Consider the following 23,052-nt stretch of genomic DNA (forward strand, 5'->3'; position numbering starts at 1 on the left):
TAGTTGCTAGGTAAAGGAACATTCAATACTCTTCTTTAAGCGATAAATGCATATCAAGGTGTGGAATTCCATCCTCCAAATACACATCAGATGTCTCTTCAAACCCAAACGATGCATAAAACTTTTTTAGATGGGCCTGGGCCTGCAAATAAATCCCTGTTTCTTCTTGTGTCCGGATGTGTTCGATTGCTTCATTCATCAAGCGACGTGCAATGCCGTGCGACCGAAAATCAGCGTGAACGGCGACACGACCAATCGCTACAGCACCTGATTGATTTTTAGGGAGTACTCGAAGGCAACCGATTAACTGCTGATCTGCATAGGCAAGTGCATGAATCGCCTCCTGATCACGATTATCGAGCTCTGAATAGGCACATTCCTGCTCAACGACAAAAATATCAGTTCTTAATTTTAATAACTGATAAAGCGTCAAGGCACCAAGCTGATTAAACCGAATAAATTCTGTATGATACATGAATTACACTCCTCTGCTTTAATGTTCAGCCTCTAAATAGACGGGTTAGTCTGCATGAATAGACGACGACCGGTATCCCTTTAAAGACCGTTTCTTTTTCCCAACCCAATCCGTTGGCGCGAGCCACCTTTTGAGAAGAATGATTTTCTGGATGAATGATTGAAATCAGACGATCGTTTCCACGTTCAAATGCCTCACGCATCAGACGTTTCGCTGCTTCACGCCCGTATCCGACTTTCCAGTGCTTCGGCTTTAACCAATATCCGACTTCAAGTTCTTCTACTCCGTCGACTTCTTGTAGGATGAGTCCTGCAAAACCGATTGGTTCCTCATCCTCTTTTTTTTCAATCAGCAAAAAGCCCGTCTGACGTTCATCTTCATACCGCTCGAATTGTTGATCGAACCATAAACGGGCCTCCGTCTCATCCAATGAAACACCACCGTTAATATACTGCATCACTAATTCATTTTGAACGAGTTCTTTATAAAAGTCGAAATCTTCCTGAGAAAAAGGTCGCATTCTCAAACGTTCGCTCTCCATATCGATTCCCCTCCTAATTTTCCGAACATCCTTCTATATACGTATTTATAATTCCCCCTTTTCTAACCGATTCATACCCTAAATCCTTATTTTGTCTTGTTCACCTTTCGAAATTCGGAATTCCAGATATATATTTTCATTACTAAGCGATGACAGTTTTCGGATAAACCTTGCATTTTTCGTGTCAACTCTGTATTTTGGGAACTATGTGCTAAACATCAATTACGTAATTAGTGTAAAATATATTTTGAGCGTACTTTCGCTGAATGGAATTCATAAAAAAAGGACTGAGAACTTATATGACTGAACAGTTGTTGACTGGGCTTTACGAGGGATTAAACGAAGACTCTGTATTAGTGAATGAACCGTTAAAATATCATACGTATACGAAAATGGGAGGAATTGCCGACCTTTTCATCATTCCTTCTTCTTACGAAGAAACAGCTTTTGCTGTTCGCTATGCTTATGAGAACGATCTCCCATTGACATTACTCGGTAATGGATCGAACCTCGTCGTACGTGATGGCGGGATTCGTGGCATCGTCTTATCATTTGAAAAATTAACGGATATTTCGGTCGAAGAACATGAGCTCGTCGCACAAAGCGGCGCGGCCATCATCCAAGCCTCACGCGTCGCTTATGATCATGCATTGAGTGGTCTCGAGTTTGCCTGTGGAATCCCCGGCACAGTCGGTGGTGCTCTTATCATGAATGCTGGTGCGTATGGAGGGGAAGTCAAAGATTGTCTTCAGAGCGCGACGGTTTTAACACGCCAAGGTGAGCTGTTAAACATCACACGCGACGAACTCGAACTTGGATACCGGACAAGCTGTTTCGCTAAAAAAGAATATATCATTCTCGAAGGACGTTTTTCTTTGACGGAGGGGGATCCTGTTCTCATCAAGGAAGTCATGGACGATTTGACGAATAAGCGTGAAACGAAGCAACCCCTCGAATACCCTTCTTGCGGCAGTGTCTTTAAGCGCCCTGAAGGATATTTCGCCGGAAAGTTAATCCAGGACAGCGGACTTCAAGGGACACGAATTGGTGGAGCGGAAGTCTCACAAAAACATGCCGGTTTCATCGTCAATATCGAAAATGCAACGGCGACTGATTACATTTCGCTTATTCACCACGTTCAAGAAACGGTGCAGGATAAATTCGGGATTCTCCTCGAGACCGAAGTAAAAATCATCGGTGAAGAACTTTAATACGAATACTTTCCTTAAACACAAAAAAGTAACAGGAACGGATACCCGTTCCTGTTACTTTTTTAGCCTCCATTCGGCTCATCCTTAAATTGACCAGTTGCCGTTACGCATTAACGCTTCGCGTGTACCGTCTGCTAATTCGCCATCGATTGCCATATCTGCTGAGCCAATCATGAAATCAACATGCGTCATCGAATCATTCGCCCCTTGCTCGGCTAATTCTTCATTCGATAAACTTGGTCCATTCTCAAGGCACGTCGAGTAGGCACGACCAATCGCGAGGTGACATGAGGCATTCTCATCGAACAACGTATTATAGAACAAGATGCCCGAGTCAGAGATTGGTGAATGGTGCGGCACGAGTGCTACTTCTCCGAGATAACGTGCTCCTTCGTCGAGCGAAATCAACTCATCTAATGCCGCTTGACCCTGTTTCGCTTCTGCTTTGACGATTTTCCCATCTTCAAACCAAAGCGTAAAGCCATCAATCAAGTTTCCGCTGTAGCTGAGTGGCTTCGTACTCGAGACATGACCGTTGACTCCTGTCTTCTTCGGTAACGTAAAGACCTCCTCCGTCGGAAGGTTCGCGATGAAATCAACACCGTCCGCATTCGGTCCACCACCACCGAGCCATACATGACGCTCTGGTAACTCGATCGATAATTCCGTCCCTGGTGCCGAGTAATGAAGTGTTTTATATTTTTTCTCCGTCAAGAATGTCGCTTTCGTACGGAGATTGTGATCATGTTTCTCCCATGCAGCGACTGGATCTGCTTGATCGACACGAGTTGCCTTTAAAATCGCTTCCCATAGCTCTTCTACAGCGTTTTCCGAGTCCGGGAATACCTTAGCCGCCCAAGCATCTGAAGGTGCAGCAACGACACACCAGCTTACATTGTCGCTCATGACGAATTTACGCCAATTGGCTAGTGCAACTCCTGCTGCTTTATTCGCGCGCGCGATACGACTCGACTCGACTCCGTTTAAAAGATCTGGATCTTCACTGACGACAGATAAGAAGGCTGTCTTTTCATCAGCTAATTGATCGAACCGTGCTTTTAACCACTCTGGAAATGCGTCAAACGAATCTTCCGGTGCATCGAAATAACGGATTTTCGTCATTTCATCATCTGACCATTGCACGTAAACGTTCGATGCGCCTACTTCGTAAGCAACACGTGTAATTTCACGAACAAGTGGTGCATTTTCGATGCCAGCACGAATTTCTAGTTGCTGACCGGATTGCAAATTGATTCCTGTACGTACAGCGAGTGCTGCATACTTTTTGAGTTGTTCTTGAGTCGGCATTATGTAATCCCCTTTCGTCTCTTACTCTTATTTTCACGAAAGAGTTGCAATTTTGCAAGAAATAAGGTGAAACTAGGTGTAGAGAAGGAGTGTTGAACATGGAATTCGTACCAGGAGATTTTAAATCCGCTTACACATATTTCCACCGTCAGGCATTGGCGTTAGTCGGAGATCACAAAGCACAGGAAGATTTATTGATTCGAGGAGAAGTTGGCTTAGCACATTTAACAAAAGATATCGCTTCAGAAGAAGGGTCTGATATCGAACGTGAAGCAGAACTCGTGCTGTATTTCCAACTTAAACAGTTACTTGAGATGTTACGTGCCCTTTATCAAAAACGTTTTTCGATGAAGGAAGAACAAGAACAATTATTATTGACGGCTGTGCTCTATTTTACTTCCCCAGTCGATGCACTACCTGACGAAAATGTTCTCGGTCTGTTCGATGATGCTCAAATCGTCGAATCGATCTATGAAGAACTCGCAGCAGATGTCGATCGCTTCCAACATCTCGAATAAAGAAAAAGGTAAGGGAGGCGGGAAAACCCGTCGCTACCTTACCTTTTCTTTATGCTTTTTTTTTCGTCGCGATGTTGATTGTCGCAGCTTGTTGTTTTGATTGATCCACTTCTAGCTTTTCTTTATTCAACCACGTGTAAACCATTCCCATGAAGAGTGCTCCACCGATGATGTTACCGAAGAGAGCAGGAATTAAGTTATGGATTGCTCCGGCAAATGAAATCGCCTCTGGGTGAGGTACGACAAGCGCGATTGAGAACAATGCCATATTGGCAATGACATGGTCAAAACCTGATGCGAAGAAGACAGCAACTAAAACCATCATCATCATGATTTGTGCCAATTCATTTTTCATGTTTTTCGGAATGAAAATCGCTAAACAAACCATCCAGTTACAGAAGATTGCTCGCGTAAAAATTTCCCATGTCGAGTGATGGATTTTCGATTCAGAGACAGCGAACAACCAGTTGTTTGCGCCTAACTCTTGAATGATTCCAGTTTGCGAAAAGAGTAACGCGAAGGCAAGTCCTCCGAGACCATTACCAATCAAACAAATCGTCCATACTTTAAACGTATCCATTTTTGTAGTGTATCCACGCATCGTCGCCGTAGTAAAATACATCGTATTTCCTGTAAACAGTTCTGCACCGCCGTAGACAATTAAGACAAGCGCAACACCAAAAGTTAATCCACCGACGAGCGTCATCGCAGCCGATTCATTTAGATAAAGTCCGTTGATTGCTTTGAGTGTAAATATGATAGCAAAACCGATGAATACCCCAGCAAGCATGGCACGAACTAAATATTCGAGTGGACGCATTTGTAGCATTTTAGTTGATTTAACCGCTTTATTTCTTAGCCCTTCTAATGCTTCTACTTCATTCATTGTAGAAACCTCGCTTTCTTCTTGTTCAACACTTCACAATGTTTGTTCACTTATTATCATACTTCCATCTTATAAGATGTTCAACCCCTGCCTACCCCTTATTTAAGGTTTTTACGAAAGAATGACATGTAAACGATACCATTGTGTCAAGTTTGTGAAAAAAGCTTTTTCTTGCTAGATACAACTACTTTACGGGTATATTTTGAGTTGTGAACGGAAGTATTCTAGAAAGGATTTTCGTCTTGATTCAACTAATACATAGTCGTCAATAACTACACGATTAAAGCGGTTAGTGGACGTCGAAGCTCGCTCAATATCGCGTGGTGTATACCCTTCAAAATCATTACGCGTGATTTTAATTTGAAGGATTGATACAGGATCCGTATATTGAATTTCAACTGTCATTACATTAGGAATCGCTAAAAAAAGAGCCAGCGTATGGTGCATGACGAGTTGCGAAAATCGACTTTTGATAAAAGAGGGTGTAGACGGATCAATCCATTCATGATTTGTCCCGACCCATTCTTTTCTGGATTTACCCGTCACTTCATAACGTAAGGAGACGGTAGTCCCTTCAATCTTTACTTGTTTAAGTGCGTCTGAAAATGGAAATCGTTCAATAAATCCTGTCATTGCATTTGTATTTGTAACCGATGTTCCGACATATCGGGTGACCAGTGCTCCATCACGCCACTTATTGTCAGGGGATTCCTTCGAGTAATGCAACATAAAAACGGAACCTGCGCTTAATCCAATGAGCGCACAGCATAAAAATAAAAGGATTTTTTTCAATTCACTCAATTCCTTTCGACCCGCGTCACATTTTTTTTACGATATTTTTCAGTTGAGGGGTTGAATTTAATGCTATATAGGCGTACTCTTGCAGGCAGATACTTTACAAAGGAGGAGCATGAGGATTTCTCATCAATCACAATGAAGACTAAACAAACGAGCAAGAAAAAACGAACAGAAAAAATCAGTTTCCTTTTAATCGGTACACTTCTTTACTCCCTTTATATCAGCCTTTTATTATCTCCAAATGACATTGGATCTGGCGGCATCATGGGAATCACACTTATTTTCCAAGAGTTGTTCAATACGCCTATCGGACTGACCCAACTTGTCTTGAATATCCCGCTTTTCTTACTTGGTTTTCGCTTCTTAAGAAAACGATTCATGCTACTTTCAGGAATTATCGTCCTTATTTCTTCATTTTTAATTGATTGGATTCCAACACAAGTGGTTCCTGAGTCATTAAACGATCCTCTCGTCGCCTCCATTTTTGCAGGGTTAGTTTCCGGACTCGCAATGGCATTAATCTTCTTTGGCGGCGCTTCGACAGGTGGACTCGACATCCTCGGAAAGTTCTTTTATGCCCGCTTTCATAACTGGCCGCTCCCGCGTATTTTTTTAATGCAGGATTTAGTGATCTATATCTTAGTTTGGCTAGTCTTCGACTTAAAACATGTTATGTATGCATTAATTATGAGCTTCGTTCGCGCCAAGGCGTTGCAAACGGTCTATAGTTTTTACTCTGCTTCTAAACAATGTATTATCATTTGTGAAAAAGCAGATGAAATCAACGACGTCATCACAAAAGAACTTGGTCGTGGTGTCACGATTCTCGATGCGCGCGGTGGCTATTCCAACCGGACAAAGAAGATGGTTTATGTCGTCGTACAGAATAATGAAATCGTTCGTCTTCAGGAAATTGTTTCTTCTGTCGAACCTAATGCCTTCGTCACCTTCTCTGAGATTCATACCGTCTTCGGAAATTACAAAGAACATTCCTACTCTTTTTAAATGAACCGCACACGATGAAACGACACCCCCCTGTCATGAGGTGGGTTGTTTTTTGTAAACAAAGGCTGACCCATCATATACGTCTACGTTTGGTATCGCTTCAGGTTTCATCTCAAAATATAAAACGATTGGATCCCCGTAACCAAAAGATGTTCCCCTAAAAAATAGATAACTCTTCACTTTTTGGGAATTAGTGGTTAAGCTAATGACATTACCAGTTAGCTTACGAAGGAATGATTGCATGAATAAACTTTGGCGCTACCGCATTTCTCTCATTCTTTTAGTCAGTTTGTTCGCTTCGATTCCTCTCATCTATGCCTTGACAGGTTATCGTACCATTTCAAAAATGACAGAAGAGATGCACGCCCATAACATCCCGATGATTAAACAGGTCGACCAACTCGTCGAATACAATCGGGATCGGGCAAATGCCGTTCGCGGCCTATTGCTCTATGAAGACGACCGCTACATTGAACAATACTACTTCTGCACGACCAAAATTCATGATTTACGCCGTGTGCTCAATGCTTCGAACGAAACACCTGTACCGATTAAAGATTTATTGGTCCGTAACAATGCATGGGAAAAAGAAATCGAAACCGTTTTCAGCCTTTATGAAACAAACGGTTCACAGGCAGCTACCGCTTTAGCGAAACAATCGACGCAGACCACGCAGACCATTCTTGAAGATCTTGCTCAAGTTAAAGATCAATTGTATACCGAATTAGATCAAGAACTCGAAAATACGGCGCTCGTGACAGCATCCTATAAACGGATGTGCTTTAGTCTATCCATTTTAGCCTTTCTACTCATCAGTGTGACCATCACGTTCTTCCATCGAATCAAATAATCTGTTGTTTCATACGATTAGCTTCGTGAAAAAGCTAAAAAACGCACCGCAGTTCTTTATCGGACTGCGGTGCGTTTTTTATATTTTTCTCAAGAAGAAGCCTTTCCTTCATTCACATGCTCCATTGCCAAATGAACTAACGACGAGACATGATGGTCATCAAGTGAATAATAGACAACTTTTCCTTCTTTACGATATTTGACGAGACCTTGTTTCAATAACGTTCTTAAGTGATGCGAAGCCGTCGCAATCGAACAATCAACTGATGCCGATACGTCACAAACACAAAGTTCTCGCTCGACCGTCAATGCATAAGCGATTCGTAGACGCGTTGCGTCCGATAACACTTTAAACAATTTCCCAATCTCAAGCGTCGGGATTTTCTCAACGGCATGACCAATTTCAGTCGCACGTTTTTTATCGATCGCAATCGTCTCACAGCGTGGTGCCTCCACTGTCTTCACCTCTCCTCCAAACTATTGCACCATCCTAAAACAACAAATGCAAGTAAGATGACTACGATGATTCGCGAGGTGAAGATTCATTTCCGATGTTTTTTTTGGATTGTACGAAAAACTGCCCATCCCCCTAATCGATTCCCGATATCCCAAACGATTCGATTAGTATCGACAGCCCGTACACCGATATCGATGATACTTGTATTTCGCAATCGCTCCTTATATCGATTCGATAGGAAGCGTGGTAACGGTACTTGTAACATCACTCGATAAAATAAATCCAGGTGTGTATGGCCCCAGATTTCCGTAGCGATGGATGCCGTTTTAATCAACAGCGGCCGTTTATATCGTTGTTGGTGTTTGTTTTTTAACAAAACCGCCAATTCAAATGCATAACGATTCGGATAGGGAAACAATTTCCAACCTAAATGATACTTTCCACGGTTGTCGATTCGAATGATTTGTGGTTCGATTCGATACCGAATCCAGCCTCCCCGAAAGCGAATGACTTGCCATTTCACGTACATCACCTCTTCAGTGATTATACCCGGTCTGATACTATTTGACGCGCAGTCTGAACCGCCTCTTTGAACTCTCGTGCCGCACGTTCAATATCTGGTGCTGCGAATAAGGCAGAGACGACGGCATATCCTTCAAGCATCTCGAATAAGTCGGGCACCACATGATGTGTGATTCCACCAATCCCGACGAGAGGAAGGGAAACAGCCCGGCGAATCGCCCGGAGTGTTTCGTTTGTCATCTGACTCGCATCGTCTTTTGTCGCCGTTGGATAGAGCGACCCTACGCCAAGATAAGTTGCCCCGTCTTGCTCTGCTTCGATTGCCTGTTCAACGGTTGAAACAGAAACCCCAATCGTGGCTTCCGGTAACAGCTTACGTGCTTCCTTCAAAGGGATGTCCTCTTGCCCGATATGCAGACCTGCACCGACGATTTGTGCGATATCAATCCGGTCATTGATGATGAGTGGGACGCCGTAACGAGACATCATTTTCTTCAAGTCACTCGCTTGTTCGAGAAATTCTTTCCCTTGCGCCTGCTTTTCACGAAGCTGGACCATCGTCGCGCCACCTTTTATTGCTGCTTCGACCGCATCAATCAAGGCAACGTCCGGGTGAAAGCGCCGATCTGTTACCGCATAAACCGTGTAATCATTCTCCACTGGTCAATACCCCTTTCAAACTTTCTTCTGTAGTCAAGCTGATTGCGTTGAACAACCCCATCCGGAAATCACCAAGTCCCGCTGCTTCATCTGCGACTTCACCCGCTTTTCCCATTAAATACGTCCCATAGGTCGCTGCTTCGAATGCATCATACCCTGCTCCAAGTAGGGTTCCGATGAGCGATGCCGTCATGCAACCTGTCCCTGTAATGTGTCCGAGTCGTGGCGTTCCTACGGTTAGTTTTACTTGTCGCTTGCCGTCTGTAATGAAATCAACCGGTCCCGTTACGACGAGAGTCGTCCCGAGCCGTCCAGCAAACTCATGGACGACTTGAAAATCTAATGTCTCTCCGGAAGCGACATCGACTCCTTTTGAACGTCCGACTTGACCGATGAGCGTCTTGATTTCAGAGACGTTCCCCTTAATGACCGTAAAATGAATTGCTTCGAGTAACTCTTTCGTGAATTGTGTCCGAAGTGTCGTCGCCCCCATTCCGACTGGATCTAAAATAATCGGTTTCTTCAATCGGTTAGCCGTTTGACCTGCCAACAATTGCGACGCTCGTGAAGCTGCGTTCAATGTCCCGATATTGATAACGACAGCATCTGCATGTCCAACCATTTCCTCGACTTCTAGGATATCTTCCGCCATGACAGGTGAACCCCCGAGCGCAAGGGTCATATTGGCACACTCATTAATCGTGACCGCATTCGTTAAATGATGAATTAATGGTTTTTTATCATGAATGGTTGTAAGCATCCGTTTCCCTCCAAATGTCATAAAAGTGATGTGTCGGTCCGATTCCGTTCCCTAAGGCAAATCCATGCCGGATTGCTTCAGTTACGTACCGTTTAGCATAAATCACGCTATCCTTCAGGGAATCTCCCAGCGCAAGACGTGCCGCAATCGCGGAAGACAATGTACATCCAGTACCATGTGTATGCTGGCGTTTTAATCGTGCCTCCTGAAACAGATGATGCATCCCTTCCGTGTATAAAATATCCGAGGCATCCGTACTTTCAAGATGACCGCCTTTTAACAGGATAGCGATATCTCGTTTTTGTGCGAATTCCGTCGTCGCCAGCTTCATTTCATCAATTGTCGAAATCGCTTGCCCTAACATGCGTTCCATTTCCGGAATATTCGGGGTCGTCAAGGTTGCAAGCGGCATTAAATGCTCCATTAATGCTTGTTCAGCATATTTCCTTAACAGCGCATGCCCCCCTTTTGCGACCATCACGGGGTCTAAGACGACTGGTCCCTGATAATGTTTCAAACATTTGGCAATGACTTGAATCGTTTTTTCATTCGAGACCATCCCAATTTTAACGGCATCTACACGAATATCGCTAAAAATCGAGTTCAACTGGGCTTCGACAAGCGTTGGTGATACATCTTCAACTGCTTGTACGCCTAACGTATTTTGCGCTGTGATAGCAGTAATTACACTCATACCGTAAACCCCAAGAGCAGAAAAAGTTTTTAAGTCGGCTTGAATTCCAGCTCCACCACTAGAGTCTGATCCAGCAATCGTCAGTACATGTTTCATCGATAGACCTCACTTTCTATGAGAGCACAAGGAGAAAGCGGAACGAAAAAAAGCGCCGTCCGCTGTAAAAAAGCAGACGACGCCATGAAAAACCAACGAGTGTGGTCACTTATTCATGTCTTCAATCTCAACTTTCCTACGCTGGTATTATCCAGATCAGGTGATAGGGTCGAAAACAGAATGGTTTTCCTCTCAGCCAGATTCCTCCAGCTCCCCTAGTTGCTCATGATTTAAATTTCTCTTTCACTGTAGCATAGCGCCATAAAAAAAACGAGCCGAAGCTCGTTTTTATAAGTATGCTAATGGATTAACTGTGTTAGCTGGTCCTGTCGCACTGTATTGGTAACCACCAATATGCAATTCAAAATGAAGATGTGCGCCCGTCGAGTTTCCCGTATTTCCGAGCGTACCGATTTGTTGCCCTTGCGAGACCGTTTGTCCAGCATGAACTGATAATGAATTCATATGCGCGTAAACTGTTGTATACACTTTCCCATTCAAGAAATGTGAAATCATCACGTGATTTCCGTACGGTCCACCGCTTCCTGCTGTGATGACCGTTCCTGAAGCTGCTGCGACGATTGATGATCCGACTGACCCTCTAAAGTCGACACCATTATGGAAAGTATACCCATTCGCACCACTCGCTGGTCCGAATCCTTGTGAAACACTTCCTGACGCAGGGCGAACGAACTGCGCCGAACCACTCGGAACACTAGCGACTGGCGTAGCACTTACGACCTTCTTAGACGTCCCGGCGTTGTTTTTTTCCGCCACCTCCGCCGCCTTTTCCGCTGCCGCTTTTTCAGCTGCTGCCTTTTCCGCTGCTGCTTTAGCTGCTGCCTTTGCTGCCGCAATCGCACGTTCTTGCGCTTCTAATGTCGCTTGAAGTTCTTTCGCATTCAGAAGTTTTGTCGTAAATTTTGTTTTACCTTGACGTAATTTTTTTAAGGTTGCACTACGTGCTTTCATTTGCTGTTTGAGTTCCTTTTTTTGAACCAAAAGGGCTTCTTTTTCTTTCACTCGCTCTTCCTTTTTATCCACAAGCGTCGCTTTAGCATCAGCTAATTTTTTTTGCGTTTCAAGGTAAGCAGAAATCATCTTGTCATCTTGTTCAGCAATTTTTTTCCCTGCCATCACACGACTAAAGAGATCGCCAAGATCTTTCGAACCAAAAATGACTTCTTCCCATTTAATCGAATTCCCATCATTTTCTTGAAGCACACGAAGGCGGTCTCCTAACAGCTCTTCCTGGCGTTTTAACATTTCTTCATAATGGATAATGTCTGCCTCAAGCTCTTCAATTCGTTCATTCAACTGACGAATCTGTTTATTTTTTTCTGAGACACGAAAAATATTTTCATTGATTGCTGCATCAATCGCATTGATTTGACGTTGCTCTTTTGAAATTTTAGATTCTTGTTTTTTGATTGATTTTTCTAGTTTACGTTGTTCAGCTGCATTATCTGCTTTCTTTTCTTTGATTGTAGCCGCTTGAGTGATTGGGGTGTTCGTCAATAATAACGTCCCTAATAGTACGGTAGAAAATAACTTTTTTAGCATATGTGAGTTCCTCGCTTATGTATGAATTCGATTTTTGAAGTCCTGTTCCGTAGTGAAACTATCTGAAATTGATTATAGCACCGTAATAGTTTCAGAAAAATTTCATTTACATTTCAAATGAAAACGTTATTTTGTAATATAACAACTAATTATTCAAACTGTATAAAAAAGAACCTCTACAATGTAGAGGTTCTTTTACGATTTTATAACATTGACATAGGATTAACACTATTTGCAGGGCCTGTTCCGCTGTAGATATACCCACCGACATGAATTTCGAAGTGTAGGTGTGGTCCAGTCGAGTTACCCGTGCTACCAAGTGCACCGATTTGTTGTCCCTGGCTGACACGTTGTCCTGCACGCGCATTCAATGAACTCATGTGCGCGTAAACCGTCGTATACGTTTTTCCGTTCAATTGGTGAGCAATCATGATGTGATTTCCGTAAGGACCACTACTAGAAGCCGTAATGACAGTTCCTGTTGCTGCTGCGACAATTGGTGTTCCAACCGGTGCACCAAAGTCGATTCCATTATGGAATCCATACCCATTTTCACCACTTGCTGAGCCGTATCCTTGTGTAGTCGCACCACTTGTCGGATGAATGAACAATGCTGAAGATGCAGCTGGAGCCGGAGCTGGATTCGGTGCTACTGGTGCTGGTTTTGGTGTTACAGGCGCTGGTGTCGGCGTTGATTGTTTTGTTGAATTCGTTGTTGCTTTTTGACGCGCTGCTTGTTTTGCAGCTTGCTCGGCTGCCGCTTTTTCTGCTGCAGCTTGCTCAACTGCTGCCTTTTCTGCCGCTGCCTGATCGGCTGCTGCTTGTGCTGCTTGAGCTTCAGCACGGGCTTTTGCTTCTCGTGCTTCTTGTGCTTTGCGCTCTTTTTCAATCCGTGCTTCACGTTCACGTGCCGCTTTTTCTGCCGCGATTGCTTTTTCTTGCGCAATCAAGATTTGTTGAACTTCTTTCGCGTCCATCAACTGTGTCTCAAATTTCTTTTTTTGCTTCTTAAGTTCTTTAATGCGTTTGTTTCGTTCACTGATTTGTTGTTCGAGCTCTGCCTGTTGACGCTTTAATTCTTTTTTCTCTGTCACAAGCTTTGCTTTTTTATCTTTAAGTTCTGCTTGGGCATTCGCTAATTTCTTTTGCGTGTTCTGGTAATCCGTAATCATCTTATCATCTTGTTGTGAGATGGATTTCCCCGCTAGCACACGGCTGACGAGATCTCCGACATCTTTCGAACCAAAGATGACTTCTTCCCATTTAATCGAATTACCATCATTTTCTTGCATGACACGTAAACGATCGCCGAGCAATTCTTCTTGACGTTTCAGCTTGGCTTTATATTTTTCGATTTGCTTACCAAGTTCGACGATTTCAGCTTCTGTCGCCTTGATTTGACGATCTTTTGCTTCGACGGCAAACATTTTTTCATTCAATGCTTCGTCTAAACGATTCACTTCTTGTTGTGTCTTCGAAATTTTCTCACCTTCGTGATTCACAGAAGACTCAAGATTTTTTTGTGTATTTTGGTTTTCTTGTTGCTTTTGTTCGTTTTTAGCTTTTTGTTCACTTAAATCATCTGCTGATGCAAAATAAGGAGTTGATGAAAGGACAAGTGCGGAAACGATGAGCGACGTAAACGTTTTTTTCATGTAGTATTCCCTCTTTTTCTCTATAATTTTATTGTAGTCAAAAGTATGCTTTATTTAAATTTCATTTTAATGTTTAAATTTTATAAGAACGTTTTTGATTATAGCATTCATTTTGCCTCTATTATATTTCAGTGAGATTTCATTTTGTATAAGTTTATTGGTTAATTATGTAATACGATGAAGCTCCTTTAGTGAAAATACCTGCGCGTTGCACCTTGAGGGAAGTTTTGGCACACTAGTGGTGTAAGGGAGGAATTATAGTGAAACTTGATCATACTGGAATTGCCGTCCGTGATATGCAAGAAGCCATTACTTTTTATACAACAATTTTAGGAGGGAAATTAGTCCGTGAATATTCAAACCCCGCTCCAGGCGTGGCATCGAATATCGCTGTCATTGAATTTGAAGATGCACACATTGAACTACTGACACCAACAAGCGCTGACAGCCCAATCGCTCGTTTCTTAAAACAACGTGGTAAAGGGGTACATCACATCGCTTACCGCGTTGACGATTTAGATCAAGCGATTCTCGATGCAAAAGAACAGGGACTTACGTTCCTCGAAGATACGTACCGGTCAACGCCTTTTGGCCGTCGTTTGATTTACATGAATCCGAGGCATTCACATGGGGTCATCACTGAGCTTTGCGATTACCCAAACGCTTAACGCAAAAACAAATCCCCTACACGACCTGTGAAGGGGATTTGTTTTGCATGAACTTATGCGAGCTTCGCTAACATTTCACGGTTGAACGCCGGAATATCATCTGGTTGACGACTCGAGACGAAGTTATCATCGACGACGACTTCAGTGTCTTCGAAATCAACCCCAGCATTTTCCAAATCGATTCGGATTGATTTATACCCTGTCATCTTGCGCCCCTTAACAATTTTAGCGTTAATCATTAATTGTGGACCATGACAAATCGCGAAGACTGGTTTCTTCGACATATCGAACTCTTCTACGAAAGAGACAAAACGTTCGTCTTCACGTAATAAATCTGGTGAAAATCCACCCGGAATCAACAGCGCATCATAGTCTGCCGGTGATGTTTGATCAATCGTGACATCAACAGAGACTTTTGCATCTTCTTGTTTACCAACGAGTTCTGCACCTTTTTCTGAACCGATGACTGTCACTTCATGACCTGCCCCTTTTAATGCGTCGACTGGTCCTGTGAACTCGACATCTTCGAAATGGTCCGCGAGTACGACTGCTACTTTTTTACCCATTAAAATCATCCCCCAATGTCTATATTACTTATCTTGTCCACGATCGCGAGGTGAAATCGGATCATCCGGCATAGCGTTCTTTCCTTTAAGAATTTCCTCTTGTTGCTCGGATGACAGTTTGCGTTCTTGTTCAGTTAAACGCTCTCGCTCATCTTCTAACTTTTCGTTTGGACGGTCAGTTTCTTTTGGCATACTGATTCCTCCCGTAAAAAAGAATAGTTTTTATTCGCTTAATGCTTCTACCACTTTTACCGATAAATCAACATCAATATTTCCGCGTGTCGCTTTAGAGTACGGGCAGAAACCATGCGCTTTTTCAAGTAATTCTTCTGCTTCTTCTTGCGAGACGCCGACAACTTCTACAACAAGTTTAGCTGCGATTTTAACGCCGTTATCTGCTTCGTCTTGTAAAAGACTCACTTCCGAGTTCGTCCGTGTTTCGACACGTTTTTTTGCTTGGCGTGCCATTAAATTATATGCACCATCGAAACATGCCGCGTATCCTGCCGCGAATAGTTGCTCTGGGTTTGATGTCGGAATATCTTCTTTACCTTTTGTACCAGGCATTACTAAATCTAAATTAATGACGTTATCGTCAGAAGAGACTTTTCCATCACGGCCCCCTACTGCCGCCGCGCGTGAAGTAAGAATTGTTTTAGTCATGAAATAGAACCCCTTTTCCTCTGGTTTGAGTAACTTTTTTGCCACATAAACAGTAATACCACTGACTGCCCGAGTATAAACAAATTCTCTACGCCTTTTATCAAGAAAAAAACAAGGTCACCCTGTGGGCGCCTTGTTTCACATGATTTCTTCTTCAGTTGGTGTAGTGGATTCTTTTTCAGGGAGTTGTAGATAAATCGATTTTACTTGGTGATTATCGACTTCCATCACTTTGACCGTATAGTCTTCATAACGGAACTCTTGACCGCTCGACACTTCCGTATCTTGCGCCATCACCCAACCACCGATTGTATCGATATCTTCTTCCTCGATTCCGAGGTTAAACCGCTCGTTCAAGTCATCGATTAGGACACGTCCAGAAATTCGATACAGTCGCTCATGAATTTGTTCGATGTCGGCCTTCTCATCTTTATCGAATTCATCACGAATCTCACCGACAATTTCTTCTAGTATGTCTTCCATCGTGATGACGCCGGCAGTACCACCATACTCATCGATGACTAACGCCATTGGTGTTCGTTCGACTTGCATTTTCAACATCGCATCTTGTAAAGGAGAATACTCTGAAACAATCGGCAAATTATGCACGTAATAACTTAACGCCTTCCCTTTATTCGCCATATGATCGGTGAACAGTTGCTTCGCATTGATGAAACCGAGGATTTTATCCTTGTCCCCTTCCTCTGCAACCGGATAGCGTGTGAACTGATATTCTTCGACAAGTGCGATGATTTCATCCATCGACGCATCATTGGAGATGGTAATCAAATCTGTTCGCGGCAACATGATGTCTTTTGCGATCCGTTCGTCAAAAGAAAAAATGTTCTGCATGTAAGACAGTTCAGTCTGGTTGATTTCACCACTCTTATAACTTTGTGTCATGATGATTTTAATCTCTTCTTCCGAGTGTGCTTCTTCATGCCCTGCCGGCTCTACACCGAACAAGCGCAAAAAGACTCGCGCTGATCCATTTAAAATCCAGATGAATGGCTTCATCACTTGACCAAACCAGTAAAGGGGTGGTGCAAGCAACATCGTAATCGCTTCTGTTTTTTGGATTGCTAACGATTTTGGTGCTAATTCACCTAACACAACATGAAGGAATGTGACGATTGAAAAGGCTAAGACAAACGAAACAATCGTAGAAATTGAATCGGGTAACGCAATCTCTACGAAGAGCATTTCCAGGATTGCACCTACTGTCGACTCTCCTAGCCACCCTAGACCAAGTGCTGTCACCGTAATCCCTAATTGACACGCTGATAAATAATAATCGAGGTTTTCCAATAATTTTTTGGCGATGACCGCTGTTTTATTTCCCTCTGTAATCAATTGATCGATTCGAGACATCCGCATTTTCACGACCGAGAACTCTGCCGCTACAAAAAATGCTGTCAAAACAATTAATAATCCAATAATGAGAAGCCTGATAATAATCGTTGTTGTGTCGAATGTCTCCATTGCATGTGTACTGTCCAATCGTTTCCCCAAGAGAAGGGGATTCACCTCCATTTAATTAAGCTCAGCTTGAGCTTTTGCGTAAAAAAGAAGCTTTTATAAAAATAAGCTTCTCCTCTTTTTCATATTCATACTATAACGGAACTTACACTAAATGTGTACTTGAAGCAACCTTTGCTTTTAGGTCAAACAATGTACAACATAAAGACGACAATCATTAAGAGCATGGCAATCCCTTTTAATAATGCACTTGATAAAATGCCTAAAACCGTTCCGATACCAATCGCCATTGATTCATTCCACGTCTTTTTACTGATGATTTTTTCTGTTAAGATTGCGAAAACAAACGGGAAAATCAACAGACCCACACCAGGAATAATGAACGGTCCTGCAATCAATCCGACTGTCGTTGCAATTTTAGCCGCACGTGACCCACCACGCCGATCGACTGTGTAAGAACTTACTAAATAGTCAAGCGTGAATAATAAAATGATAAATACCGACTGAATGAGCCAAAAACTAATCGTTAACTCGGTAAACCCGAAACCAAATCCATATATCAAAAAACCGATGATGAGTAACGGTGCACTTGGAATGATTGGATAAACAAGTCCTACAAAACTAGCTATGAAACAGACCGCAATCAGAATCCAAAGTAAAATCGTCATACATATCTCCCACTTTCTTTGTTCTCTCCTCCTAATTTACGTACAAGACACGAATTAAGTTTCAAGCAAGCGCTTTTTCTAAGACCTTTTCTAGATGCACACGATCCCAGTCATTCAGAGAAGACCAATCCAATTCTGAACAAACAAACGGGATAAACGTCTGAATTGTTGCCCGATGTTCGGACAAAGCATTTCGTTTCGCGCTCTCGAGTGACTCTAGCATCGTTGCAAGCACAGAAATATCTTCTTGTCCGTAGTGTCGCAGTTGATAAAACGTCTCGTATAGTAATTCCGAGAAAGTAACGCGTTTAACGATGACAGAGCCTTCGCCGCCGATTAACAGACTGCCATCCGGAAGCATCGCAAAATTGCGTAGCAGGTCACCGATTTGTCGAAGCGCGTGTCGCGCCGTATTCGGGTCGTTAATCCCCGGAGAAATTGCGCGTAAACCGACTTCAGATAACTTTTGGATGACAAACGTAAAATCTTGCACGGAAGAACGTGTTGGTCCAATGATGATTCCGGATTCCACACCTTCTTCGTTTGCAGTACCAATCGCTTGTCCTTTTGTCACGTAACTCCCAATCGTGACATCGACTTGAATATTCATTCCTTCTTTCGCCAATGCACCGTAATCAAGCAATTGCAAGTAACCAGACTCTGATGCGACGATTGGATATTGTAGCGAATCATAACCATCAGAAATAAAATGATGTTTTTCCGCTTTCAAATTATCAATTTGTTCCTCGATTAATTGACTGCCTTCCCGGTGCAAACGATCCAGTAATGTCGTCACACGAATCGATTGGCTAACGATATGGATGAAAGCAACGAAAGCAATGATTGAAATTAAGACGACGAGAACAGCAACGGCAGAAGCAACGACACTTCCTCGTAAAGAAGGACGAACGAAAAACAACATCGTAATCGAATACGTAACTGCCCCGATAAAGATTCCGAAAATATGTTGAACTTGTCGATTTTCGATGAAGTTCGGTAATGTTCGTGGTGAGAACTGTGATGAATAGGTCGTCAAGACGACTAAGATCGTCGAGAAGGTAAACGTCATCATCGTCAACAAACCAGCGAAGACAGAACTATGAATCGTTCTTCCTAAATCGAGCGTTGTTTTCCAATCGTCCGGAAAGTAGTTTTTTAAATATAAATCAGTCGCGAGGACACATGCCGTCAACAAGGCACCACCTACCCCATATAACAAGGGCCACCACCAGTTTGTCTCTTGATAAATCAGCTTCAATCGCTTCATCAACCCAACTCCATTCTTGATATATTGCTATATTTTTTAATTCCTGTTTCTTCATTTAGTGAAACCTTTATCATTCTTCTTTTTCAATAAAAGCTGAGTCACTTTATTTTGTGAAAGTGTCAGATTGTGTTTTACTTCTTTTCATAACGTGAATAACTTAATTGTTATCAAAAAGAATTGGAGATGAAAAGTCATGAAACAGACAAACGAGAACGTTCTGAAAACTGATTTCACAAAAATCTTCATCGATGGTCAGTGGCGCAAAGGCGCAAGTGACAGCAACATGGAAAATACGAATCCTTTCACAGGGGAAACACTATTTGAAATTTCAGCTGCAAACAATGACGATTTGGACGAAGCTTATCAAGCAGCGAAAATCGCTCAAAAAGAGTGGGCAAAAACACCGGCTCTTAAACGCCAAGGATTGATTGAACAGTTCTTGAAAGTCATGTACGAAGAAAAAGAAACCATCATCGATTGGTTAATTAAAGAATCAGGTAGTACACGAATTAAAGCTGAAGGTGAATTCCTTGCTTCCGTTTTAATCGTTAAAGAAGCAGCAACGTTCCCACTTCGGATGCATGGTGAAATTCGCCCATCTGTCGTACCAGGCAAAGAAAATCGCATCTACCGCAAAGCACTCGGCGTTATCGGCGTCATCAGCCCTTGGAACTTCCCGTTCCACTTAGCGGTCCGCTCGATCGCAACGGCAATCGCAATCGGGAATGCAGTCGTCGTCAAACCAGCGACTGATACACCCGTCTCAGGTGGGTTAATCTTCGCAAGCCTGTTTGAAAAAGCCGGTCTTCCAAAAGGTGTCTTGAACGTCATCGTCGGTCGCGGTTCTGAAATCGGCGATTCAATCGTTGAACACCCAGTTCCACGTTTAATCTCATTCACAGGTTCTACTGAAGTTGGTCGCCATATCGGTGAACTTGCTGGGAAACACCTGAAGAAAACTGCATTGGAACTCGGTGGTAACAATGTCTTCGTCGTTCTTGACGATGCTGATCTCGATCGTGCCGTCGAATCTGCTGTCTACAGCAAATTCTACCACCAAGGTCAGATTTGTATGTCAACGAACCGAATTCTTGTCGCAGATTCGATTCACGATGAATTCGTTGAAAAATACATTGCTCGTGTTAAAGAACTACAGTTCGGCGATCCATCAAAAGACCGTACACAAGTCGGTCCATTGATTAATCAATCACAAGTCGATCGTATTATGGAAGATATCGAAAAAACAAAAGCTGCAGGTGCTACAGTTCGTGTCGGTGGTGAAGCAAACGGGAATGTCATCGCACCAACGGTCGTGACTGGTGTAACGAACGATATGCCACTCGCTAAAAACGAAATCTTCGGACCTGTCGCAGTCATCATCCCGTTTAAAGATGACGAACATGCGCTTGAACTCGCAAACTCACTTCCATATGGTTTAAGCGGTGCCGTTCATGGTTCTTCAATCGAACGCGCGACTGAATTTGCGCTTCAAGTTGAAACAGGAATGATTCACATCAATGATCAGTCGGTCAACGATGAACCACATATGCCGTTCGGTGGCGAAAAAGACTCAGGTCTTGGTCGTTTCAACGGTGAATGGGTACTCGAAGAGTTCTCAACGGTTCAATGGGTATCTGTCATGCACGAACGTCGCCAATACAAACCATTCTTCGAATAAAATAAAAAAAATGCGGGCATTGCCCGCATTTTTTTTACATACTATTTAAAAGGAGTGTTACTAATGCCAATATTACGTTTTGATGTGATTGAAGGACGAAATGAAGAAGAGTTAAAGGTGCTCCTCGATACAGCGCATGATGCGATGGTCGAAGCTTTTGATGTACCGGAACGCGATCGTTACCAAATCGTTCACACGCATAAAGAACACGAGATGATTATTCAAGATACAGGACTCGGTTTCGAACGGACACGAAACCTTGTTTTGATTAGTGTCACGAGTAAATCGCGGACACAGGAGAAAAAACAAAAACTCTATCGCTTACTCGCGGAACGACTTGAAGCAAACTGCGGTCTCGCACCAAGTGACTTGATGGTGTCAATTGTTGAAAACGATGCCGCTGACTGGAGTTTCGGAATGGGCGAGGCACAATTCTTAACCGGAAAGTTGTAAATTCCAAATACCTTATTTCATCAAAAAAGCCCTAATTCCTAAAAGGAAATTAGGTCTTTTTACTTGTATGAATCATCCATCTCAACCGTTCGCATGTAAAATCAGAGACCGCTCTCAATCAACCGTTTCTTCATCATTCTCTCGTTCTTTTGGATTCTCTCGCTGCAGCGGTGCTTTCCAACTAAACGTTTCCGGAACAAAGTCGAGTCCACCCGGGTGGAACGGTTGGCAACGTAACAGGCGACGTGTCGTCAAGTATCCACCTTTCATGGCACCATGCTGTTCAATCGCTTCTTTTCCGTAATGCGAGCACGTCGGATAAAAGCGACATGTCGCCGGCTTCATCGGAGAAATCACTTTTTGATAGAAATGAATGCCACCAAGCATAACTTTTTTCATAATACTTCACCCTCTTTTTTTCATTTTAACGCATTCCTGCACTTATATCAGTTTAGATGATCTATAGTTAAATCCATTACTACTAAAAGTATGTGTTTCAGATGAAAGCTCTTACGTTCAGTTCATTCGGAGATTCCTCCGTCCTCACATATCAAGAAGCTCCAACTCCCGTTATTCAATCTCATGAGGTTTTAATCGAAATGAAGGCAATCGGTCTTAATTTCGCTGACATCTATCGCCGAAAAGGTAATTATCACTTAGAAGGAGCCGCTCCCTACATTTTAGGATATGAGGGTGCTGGTGTTATCACTCAGATCGGGGAAGACGTTTCCGGACTTAACGTCGGTCAGCGTGTTGCCTTTGCCGATGTACCGAATGCGAACGCAGAACAGGTTGCCGCTCCATCCGACCGTGTCATCCCGCTCCCTGACGAGATTTCTTTTGAAGTCGGTGCTTCCCTGCTCCTACAAGGATTGACAGCCCATTACCTGACACGTGACAGCTACGCGATTCAACCACGCGATCTTGTTTTGATTCACGCAGCAGCTGGAGGTGTCGGACAACTGCTGACTCAAATCGTTCGTTCGCATGGAGCTGTTCCAATCGGGCTGACCTCTTCCGAAGAAAAAGCACTCATCGCAAAAGAAAATGGATGCGAAGAAGTTTTTCTTTATTCGGACGACTGGGTTAAGCAAATTCTGACAGTAACGAATAATCGTGGTTTCGATGTCGTCTATGAATCCATTGGTACAACATTAATGAACAGTTTTGACGTCACAAAAGTAAGAGGAACCGTCGTGTTTTACGGAATGGCCGGTGGAGATCCCGCCGCAGTCGATCCCCGCTTTTTAATGGATACATCGAAAACACTCACAGGCGGAGATTTATGGAATGTCCTTACATCATATGAAGAGCGGATTCGACGCGCGGGTGAGCTGTTCAGTTGGGCGATTTCAAATCAGCTCCATGTATCTGATCCAACTTCATTCCCACTCGCTGAGGGAGCACGTGCCCATGATTATCTTGAGAGTCGAAAAAGTACAGGCAAAATCCTCTTGATTCCTTAAAGACGCTCGTTTTTTGAAGCACGTCTCATTTTTTCCTACATTAAATACTATCTCTTTTAAAATCAATCACAGTCAGTCATTACAAAATAGTAAAGATTTGATTAAATGAATTGCTTTCTATTCTGAAAGAGAGTAAAGTAAATCTC

27 protein-coding genes and 1 riboswitch are annotated in these 23,052 nt (G+C 43.0%); of the genes, 8 read left to right on the forward strand and 19 right to left on the reverse strand.

The window, feature by feature from the left end; translation table 11 throughout:
- Positions 1-22 precede the first annotated feature (22 nt).
- Both KNQ02_RS11595 and KNQ02_RS11600 read right to left on the reverse strand, forming a co-directional pair.
- Positions 23-475, reverse strand: a complete 453-nt coding sequence (locus tag KNQ02_RS11595; protein WP_088836359.1) for a GNAT family N-acetyltransferase — start codon at positions 473-475, stop codon at positions 23-25.
- A gap of 25 nt (positions 476-500) precedes the next feature.
- Positions 501-1,016, reverse strand: a complete 516-nt coding sequence (locus KNQ02_RS11600) for a GNAT family N-acetyltransferase (protein WP_214766692.1) — start codon at positions 1,014-1,016, stop codon at positions 501-503.
- A gap of 299 nt (positions 1,017-1,315) precedes the next feature.
- Here KNQ02_RS11600 and murB point away from each other — a divergent pair, with 299 nt between their 5' ends.
- Positions 1,316-2,227: a UDP-N-acetylmuramate dehydrogenase gene (gene murB, locus KNQ02_RS11605; RefSeq protein ID WP_088836357.1), complete on the forward strand. Its 912-nt coding sequence runs from the start codon at positions 1,316-1,318 to the stop codon at positions 2,225-2,227.
- An 84-nt stretch (positions 2,228-2,311) separates the two neighbouring features.
- On the opposite strand, the gene KNQ02_RS11610 is transcribed toward murB, so the two are convergent.
- Positions 2,312-3,535, reverse strand: coding sequence for an aminopeptidase (locus tag KNQ02_RS11610; protein WP_214766694.1), 1,224 nt, complete (start codon positions 3,533-3,535; stop codon positions 2,312-2,314).
- A gap of 98 nt (positions 3,536-3,633) precedes the next feature.
- On the opposite strand from KNQ02_RS11610, the gene KNQ02_RS11615 reads away from it, so the two are divergent.
- A complete protein-coding gene (locus KNQ02_RS11615) occupies positions 3,634-4,053 on the forward strand; it encodes a DUF1232 domain-containing protein (protein ID WP_029332678.1) in 420 nt (139 codons plus the stop codon).
- Between the two features lie 49 nt (positions 4,054-4,102).
- Here KNQ02_RS11615 and KNQ02_RS11620 read toward each other — a convergent pair whose 3' ends face one another.
- A complete protein-coding gene (locus KNQ02_RS11620) occupies positions 4,103-4,939 on the reverse strand; it encodes a formate/nitrite transporter family protein (protein ID WP_088836355.1) in 837 nt (278 codons plus the stop codon).
- A gap of 189 nt (positions 4,940-5,128) precedes the next feature.
- Positions 5,129-5,740, reverse strand: a complete 612-nt coding sequence (locus KNQ02_RS11625) for a hypothetical protein (protein WP_214808598.1) — start codon at positions 5,738-5,740, stop codon at positions 5,129-5,131.
- Between the two features lie 132 nt (positions 5,741-5,872).
- Here KNQ02_RS11625 and KNQ02_RS11630 point away from each other — a divergent pair, with 132 nt between their 5' ends.
- Both KNQ02_RS11630 and KNQ02_RS11635 read left to right on the forward strand, forming a co-directional pair.
- A complete protein-coding gene (locus KNQ02_RS11630; RefSeq protein WP_088836353.1) occupies positions 5,873-6,742 on the forward strand; it encodes a YitT family protein in 870 nt (289 codons plus the stop codon).
- Between the two features lie 241 nt (positions 6,743-6,983).
- Entirely contained in the window at positions 6,984-7,592 is a 609-nt protein-coding gene (locus tag KNQ02_RS11635) for a CHASE3 domain-containing protein (RefSeq protein ID WP_088836352.1), read from the forward strand.
- Between the two features lie 89 nt (positions 7,593-7,681).
- Here the strand turns inward: KNQ02_RS11635 and KNQ02_RS11640 are convergent, their stop codons facing one another.
- The 7 genes from KNQ02_RS11640 to KNQ02_RS11670 all read right to left on the reverse strand — a co-directional run bounded on the left by KNQ02_RS11640 (position 7,682) and on the right by KNQ02_RS11670 (position 13,998).
- On the reverse strand, positions 7,682-8,056 hold the full coding sequence (locus tag KNQ02_RS11640; protein WP_353048334.1) for an ArsR/SmtB family transcription factor: 375 nt from the start codon (positions 8,054-8,056) through the stop codon (positions 7,682-7,684).
- Positions 8,057-8,133: 77 nt separating this feature from the next.
- Positions 8,134-8,577 carry a hypothetical protein gene (locus tag KNQ02_RS11645; protein ID WP_371816041.1) on the reverse strand — a complete coding sequence of 148 codons (444 nt, stop codon included), beginning with the start codon at positions 8,575-8,577 and terminating at the stop codon, positions 8,134-8,136.
- Between the two features lie 14 nt (positions 8,578-8,591).
- Entirely contained in the window at positions 8,592-9,230 is a 639-nt protein-coding gene (gene thiE, locus KNQ02_RS11650; RefSeq protein WP_088836349.1) for a thiamine phosphate synthase, read from the reverse strand.
- Entirely contained in the window at positions 9,220-9,990 is a 771-nt protein-coding gene (gene thiM / locus KNQ02_RS11655) for a hydroxyethylthiazole kinase (RefSeq protein ID WP_088836348.1), read from the reverse strand. Before thiM ends, thiE begins: the two co-directional genes overlap by 11 nt.
- Positions 9,971-10,780: a bifunctional hydroxymethylpyrimidine kinase/phosphomethylpyrimidine kinase gene (gene thiD, locus KNQ02_RS11660; protein ID WP_214802485.1), complete on the reverse strand. Its 810-nt coding sequence runs from the start codon at positions 10,778-10,780 to the stop codon at positions 9,971-9,973. The genes thiM and thiD overlap by 20 nt, the downstream gene beginning before the upstream one ends.
- 116 nt (positions 10,781-10,896) lie before the next feature.
- Positions 10,897-11,007: riboswitch (TPP riboswitch) on the reverse strand.
- 61 nt (positions 11,008-11,068) lie between these two features.
- Entirely contained in the window at positions 11,069-12,343 is a 1,275-nt protein-coding gene (locus tag KNQ02_RS11665; protein WP_214808602.1) for a murein hydrolase activator EnvC family protein, read from the reverse strand.
- Positions 12,344-12,546: 203 nt separating this feature from the next.
- A complete protein-coding gene (locus KNQ02_RS11670) occupies positions 12,547-13,998 on the reverse strand; it encodes a murein hydrolase activator EnvC family protein (protein WP_088836345.1) in 1,452 nt (483 codons plus the stop codon).
- 260 nt (positions 13,999-14,258) lie between these two features.
- Here KNQ02_RS11670 and KNQ02_RS11675 point away from each other — a divergent pair, with 260 nt between their 5' ends.
- Positions 14,259-14,666 (forward strand): VOC family protein, encoded by a 408-nt coding sequence (locus KNQ02_RS11675; protein WP_029332666.1) that lies wholly within the window; start codon positions 14,259-14,261, stop codon positions 14,664-14,666.
- Between the two features lie 53 nt (positions 14,667-14,719).
- On the opposite strand, the gene KNQ02_RS11680 is transcribed toward KNQ02_RS11675, so the two are convergent.
- From KNQ02_RS11680 to KNQ02_RS11705, 6 genes are all read right to left on the reverse strand, one after another.
- The gene (locus KNQ02_RS11680; protein WP_088836344.1) at positions 14,720-15,232 is read right to left on the reverse strand and encodes a type 1 glutamine amidotransferase domain-containing protein; all 513 of its coding nucleotides are present in this window, start codon (positions 15,230-15,232) and stop codon (positions 14,720-14,722) included.
- 24 nt (positions 15,233-15,256) lie between these two features.
- A complete protein-coding gene (locus KNQ02_RS11685; RefSeq protein ID WP_214808605.1) occupies positions 15,257-15,424 on the reverse strand; it encodes a hypothetical protein in 168 nt (55 codons plus the stop codon).
- A gap of 30 nt (positions 15,425-15,454) precedes the next feature.
- Positions 15,455-15,895 carry an Ohr family peroxiredoxin gene (locus KNQ02_RS11690; RefSeq protein ID WP_088836343.1) on the reverse strand — a complete coding sequence of 147 codons (441 nt, stop codon included), beginning with the start codon at positions 15,893-15,895 and terminating at the stop codon, positions 15,455-15,457.
- Positions 15,896-16,033: 138 nt separating this feature from the next.
- A complete protein-coding gene (locus KNQ02_RS11695) occupies positions 16,034-17,377 on the reverse strand; it encodes a hemolysin family protein (protein ID WP_088838425.1) in 1,344 nt (447 codons plus the stop codon).
- 182 nt (positions 17,378-17,559) lie between these two features.
- Positions 17,560-18,042, reverse strand: a complete 483-nt coding sequence (locus KNQ02_RS11700) for a DUF456 domain-containing protein (RefSeq protein ID WP_088836342.1) — start codon at positions 18,040-18,042, stop codon at positions 17,560-17,562.
- 61 nt (positions 18,043-18,103) lie between these two features.
- Complete coding sequence (locus KNQ02_RS11705; protein WP_088836341.1) at positions 18,104-19,309, reverse strand: DUF2254 domain-containing protein; 1,206 nt, start codon at positions 19,307-19,309, stop codon at positions 18,104-18,106.
- 193 nt (positions 19,310-19,502) lie between these two features.
- On the opposite strand from KNQ02_RS11705, the gene KNQ02_RS11710 reads away from it, so the two are divergent.
- Positions 19,503-20,987, forward strand: a complete 1,485-nt coding sequence (locus tag KNQ02_RS11710) for an aldehyde dehydrogenase family protein (protein ID WP_088836340.1) — start codon at positions 19,503-19,505, stop codon at positions 20,985-20,987.
- Positions 20,988-21,050: 63 nt separating this feature from the next.
- Positions 21,051-21,440: a tautomerase family protein gene (locus KNQ02_RS11715; protein ID WP_214766699.1), complete on the forward strand. Its 390-nt coding sequence runs from the start codon at positions 21,051-21,053 to the stop codon at positions 21,438-21,440.
- Between the two features lie 114 nt (positions 21,441-21,554).
- Here KNQ02_RS11715 and yidD read toward each other — a convergent pair whose 3' ends face one another.
- Entirely contained in the window at positions 21,555-21,839 is a 285-nt protein-coding gene (gene yidD, locus KNQ02_RS11720; protein WP_088836338.1) for a membrane protein insertion efficiency factor YidD, read from the reverse strand.
- A gap of 101 nt (positions 21,840-21,940) precedes the next feature.
- On the opposite strand from yidD, the gene KNQ02_RS11725 reads away from it, so the two are divergent.
- On the forward strand, positions 21,941-22,906 hold the full coding sequence (locus KNQ02_RS11725) for a quinone oxidoreductase family protein (RefSeq protein WP_214808608.1): 966 nt from the start codon (positions 21,941-21,943) through the stop codon (positions 22,904-22,906).
- The last annotated feature ends 146 nt before the right edge of the window (positions 22,907-23,052 follow it).

Source organism: Exiguobacterium sp. s102 (assembly GCF_018618635.1).
Lineage (GTDB): Bacteria > Bacillota > Bacilli > Exiguobacteriales > Exiguobacteriaceae > Exiguobacterium_A > Exiguobacterium_A oxidotolerans.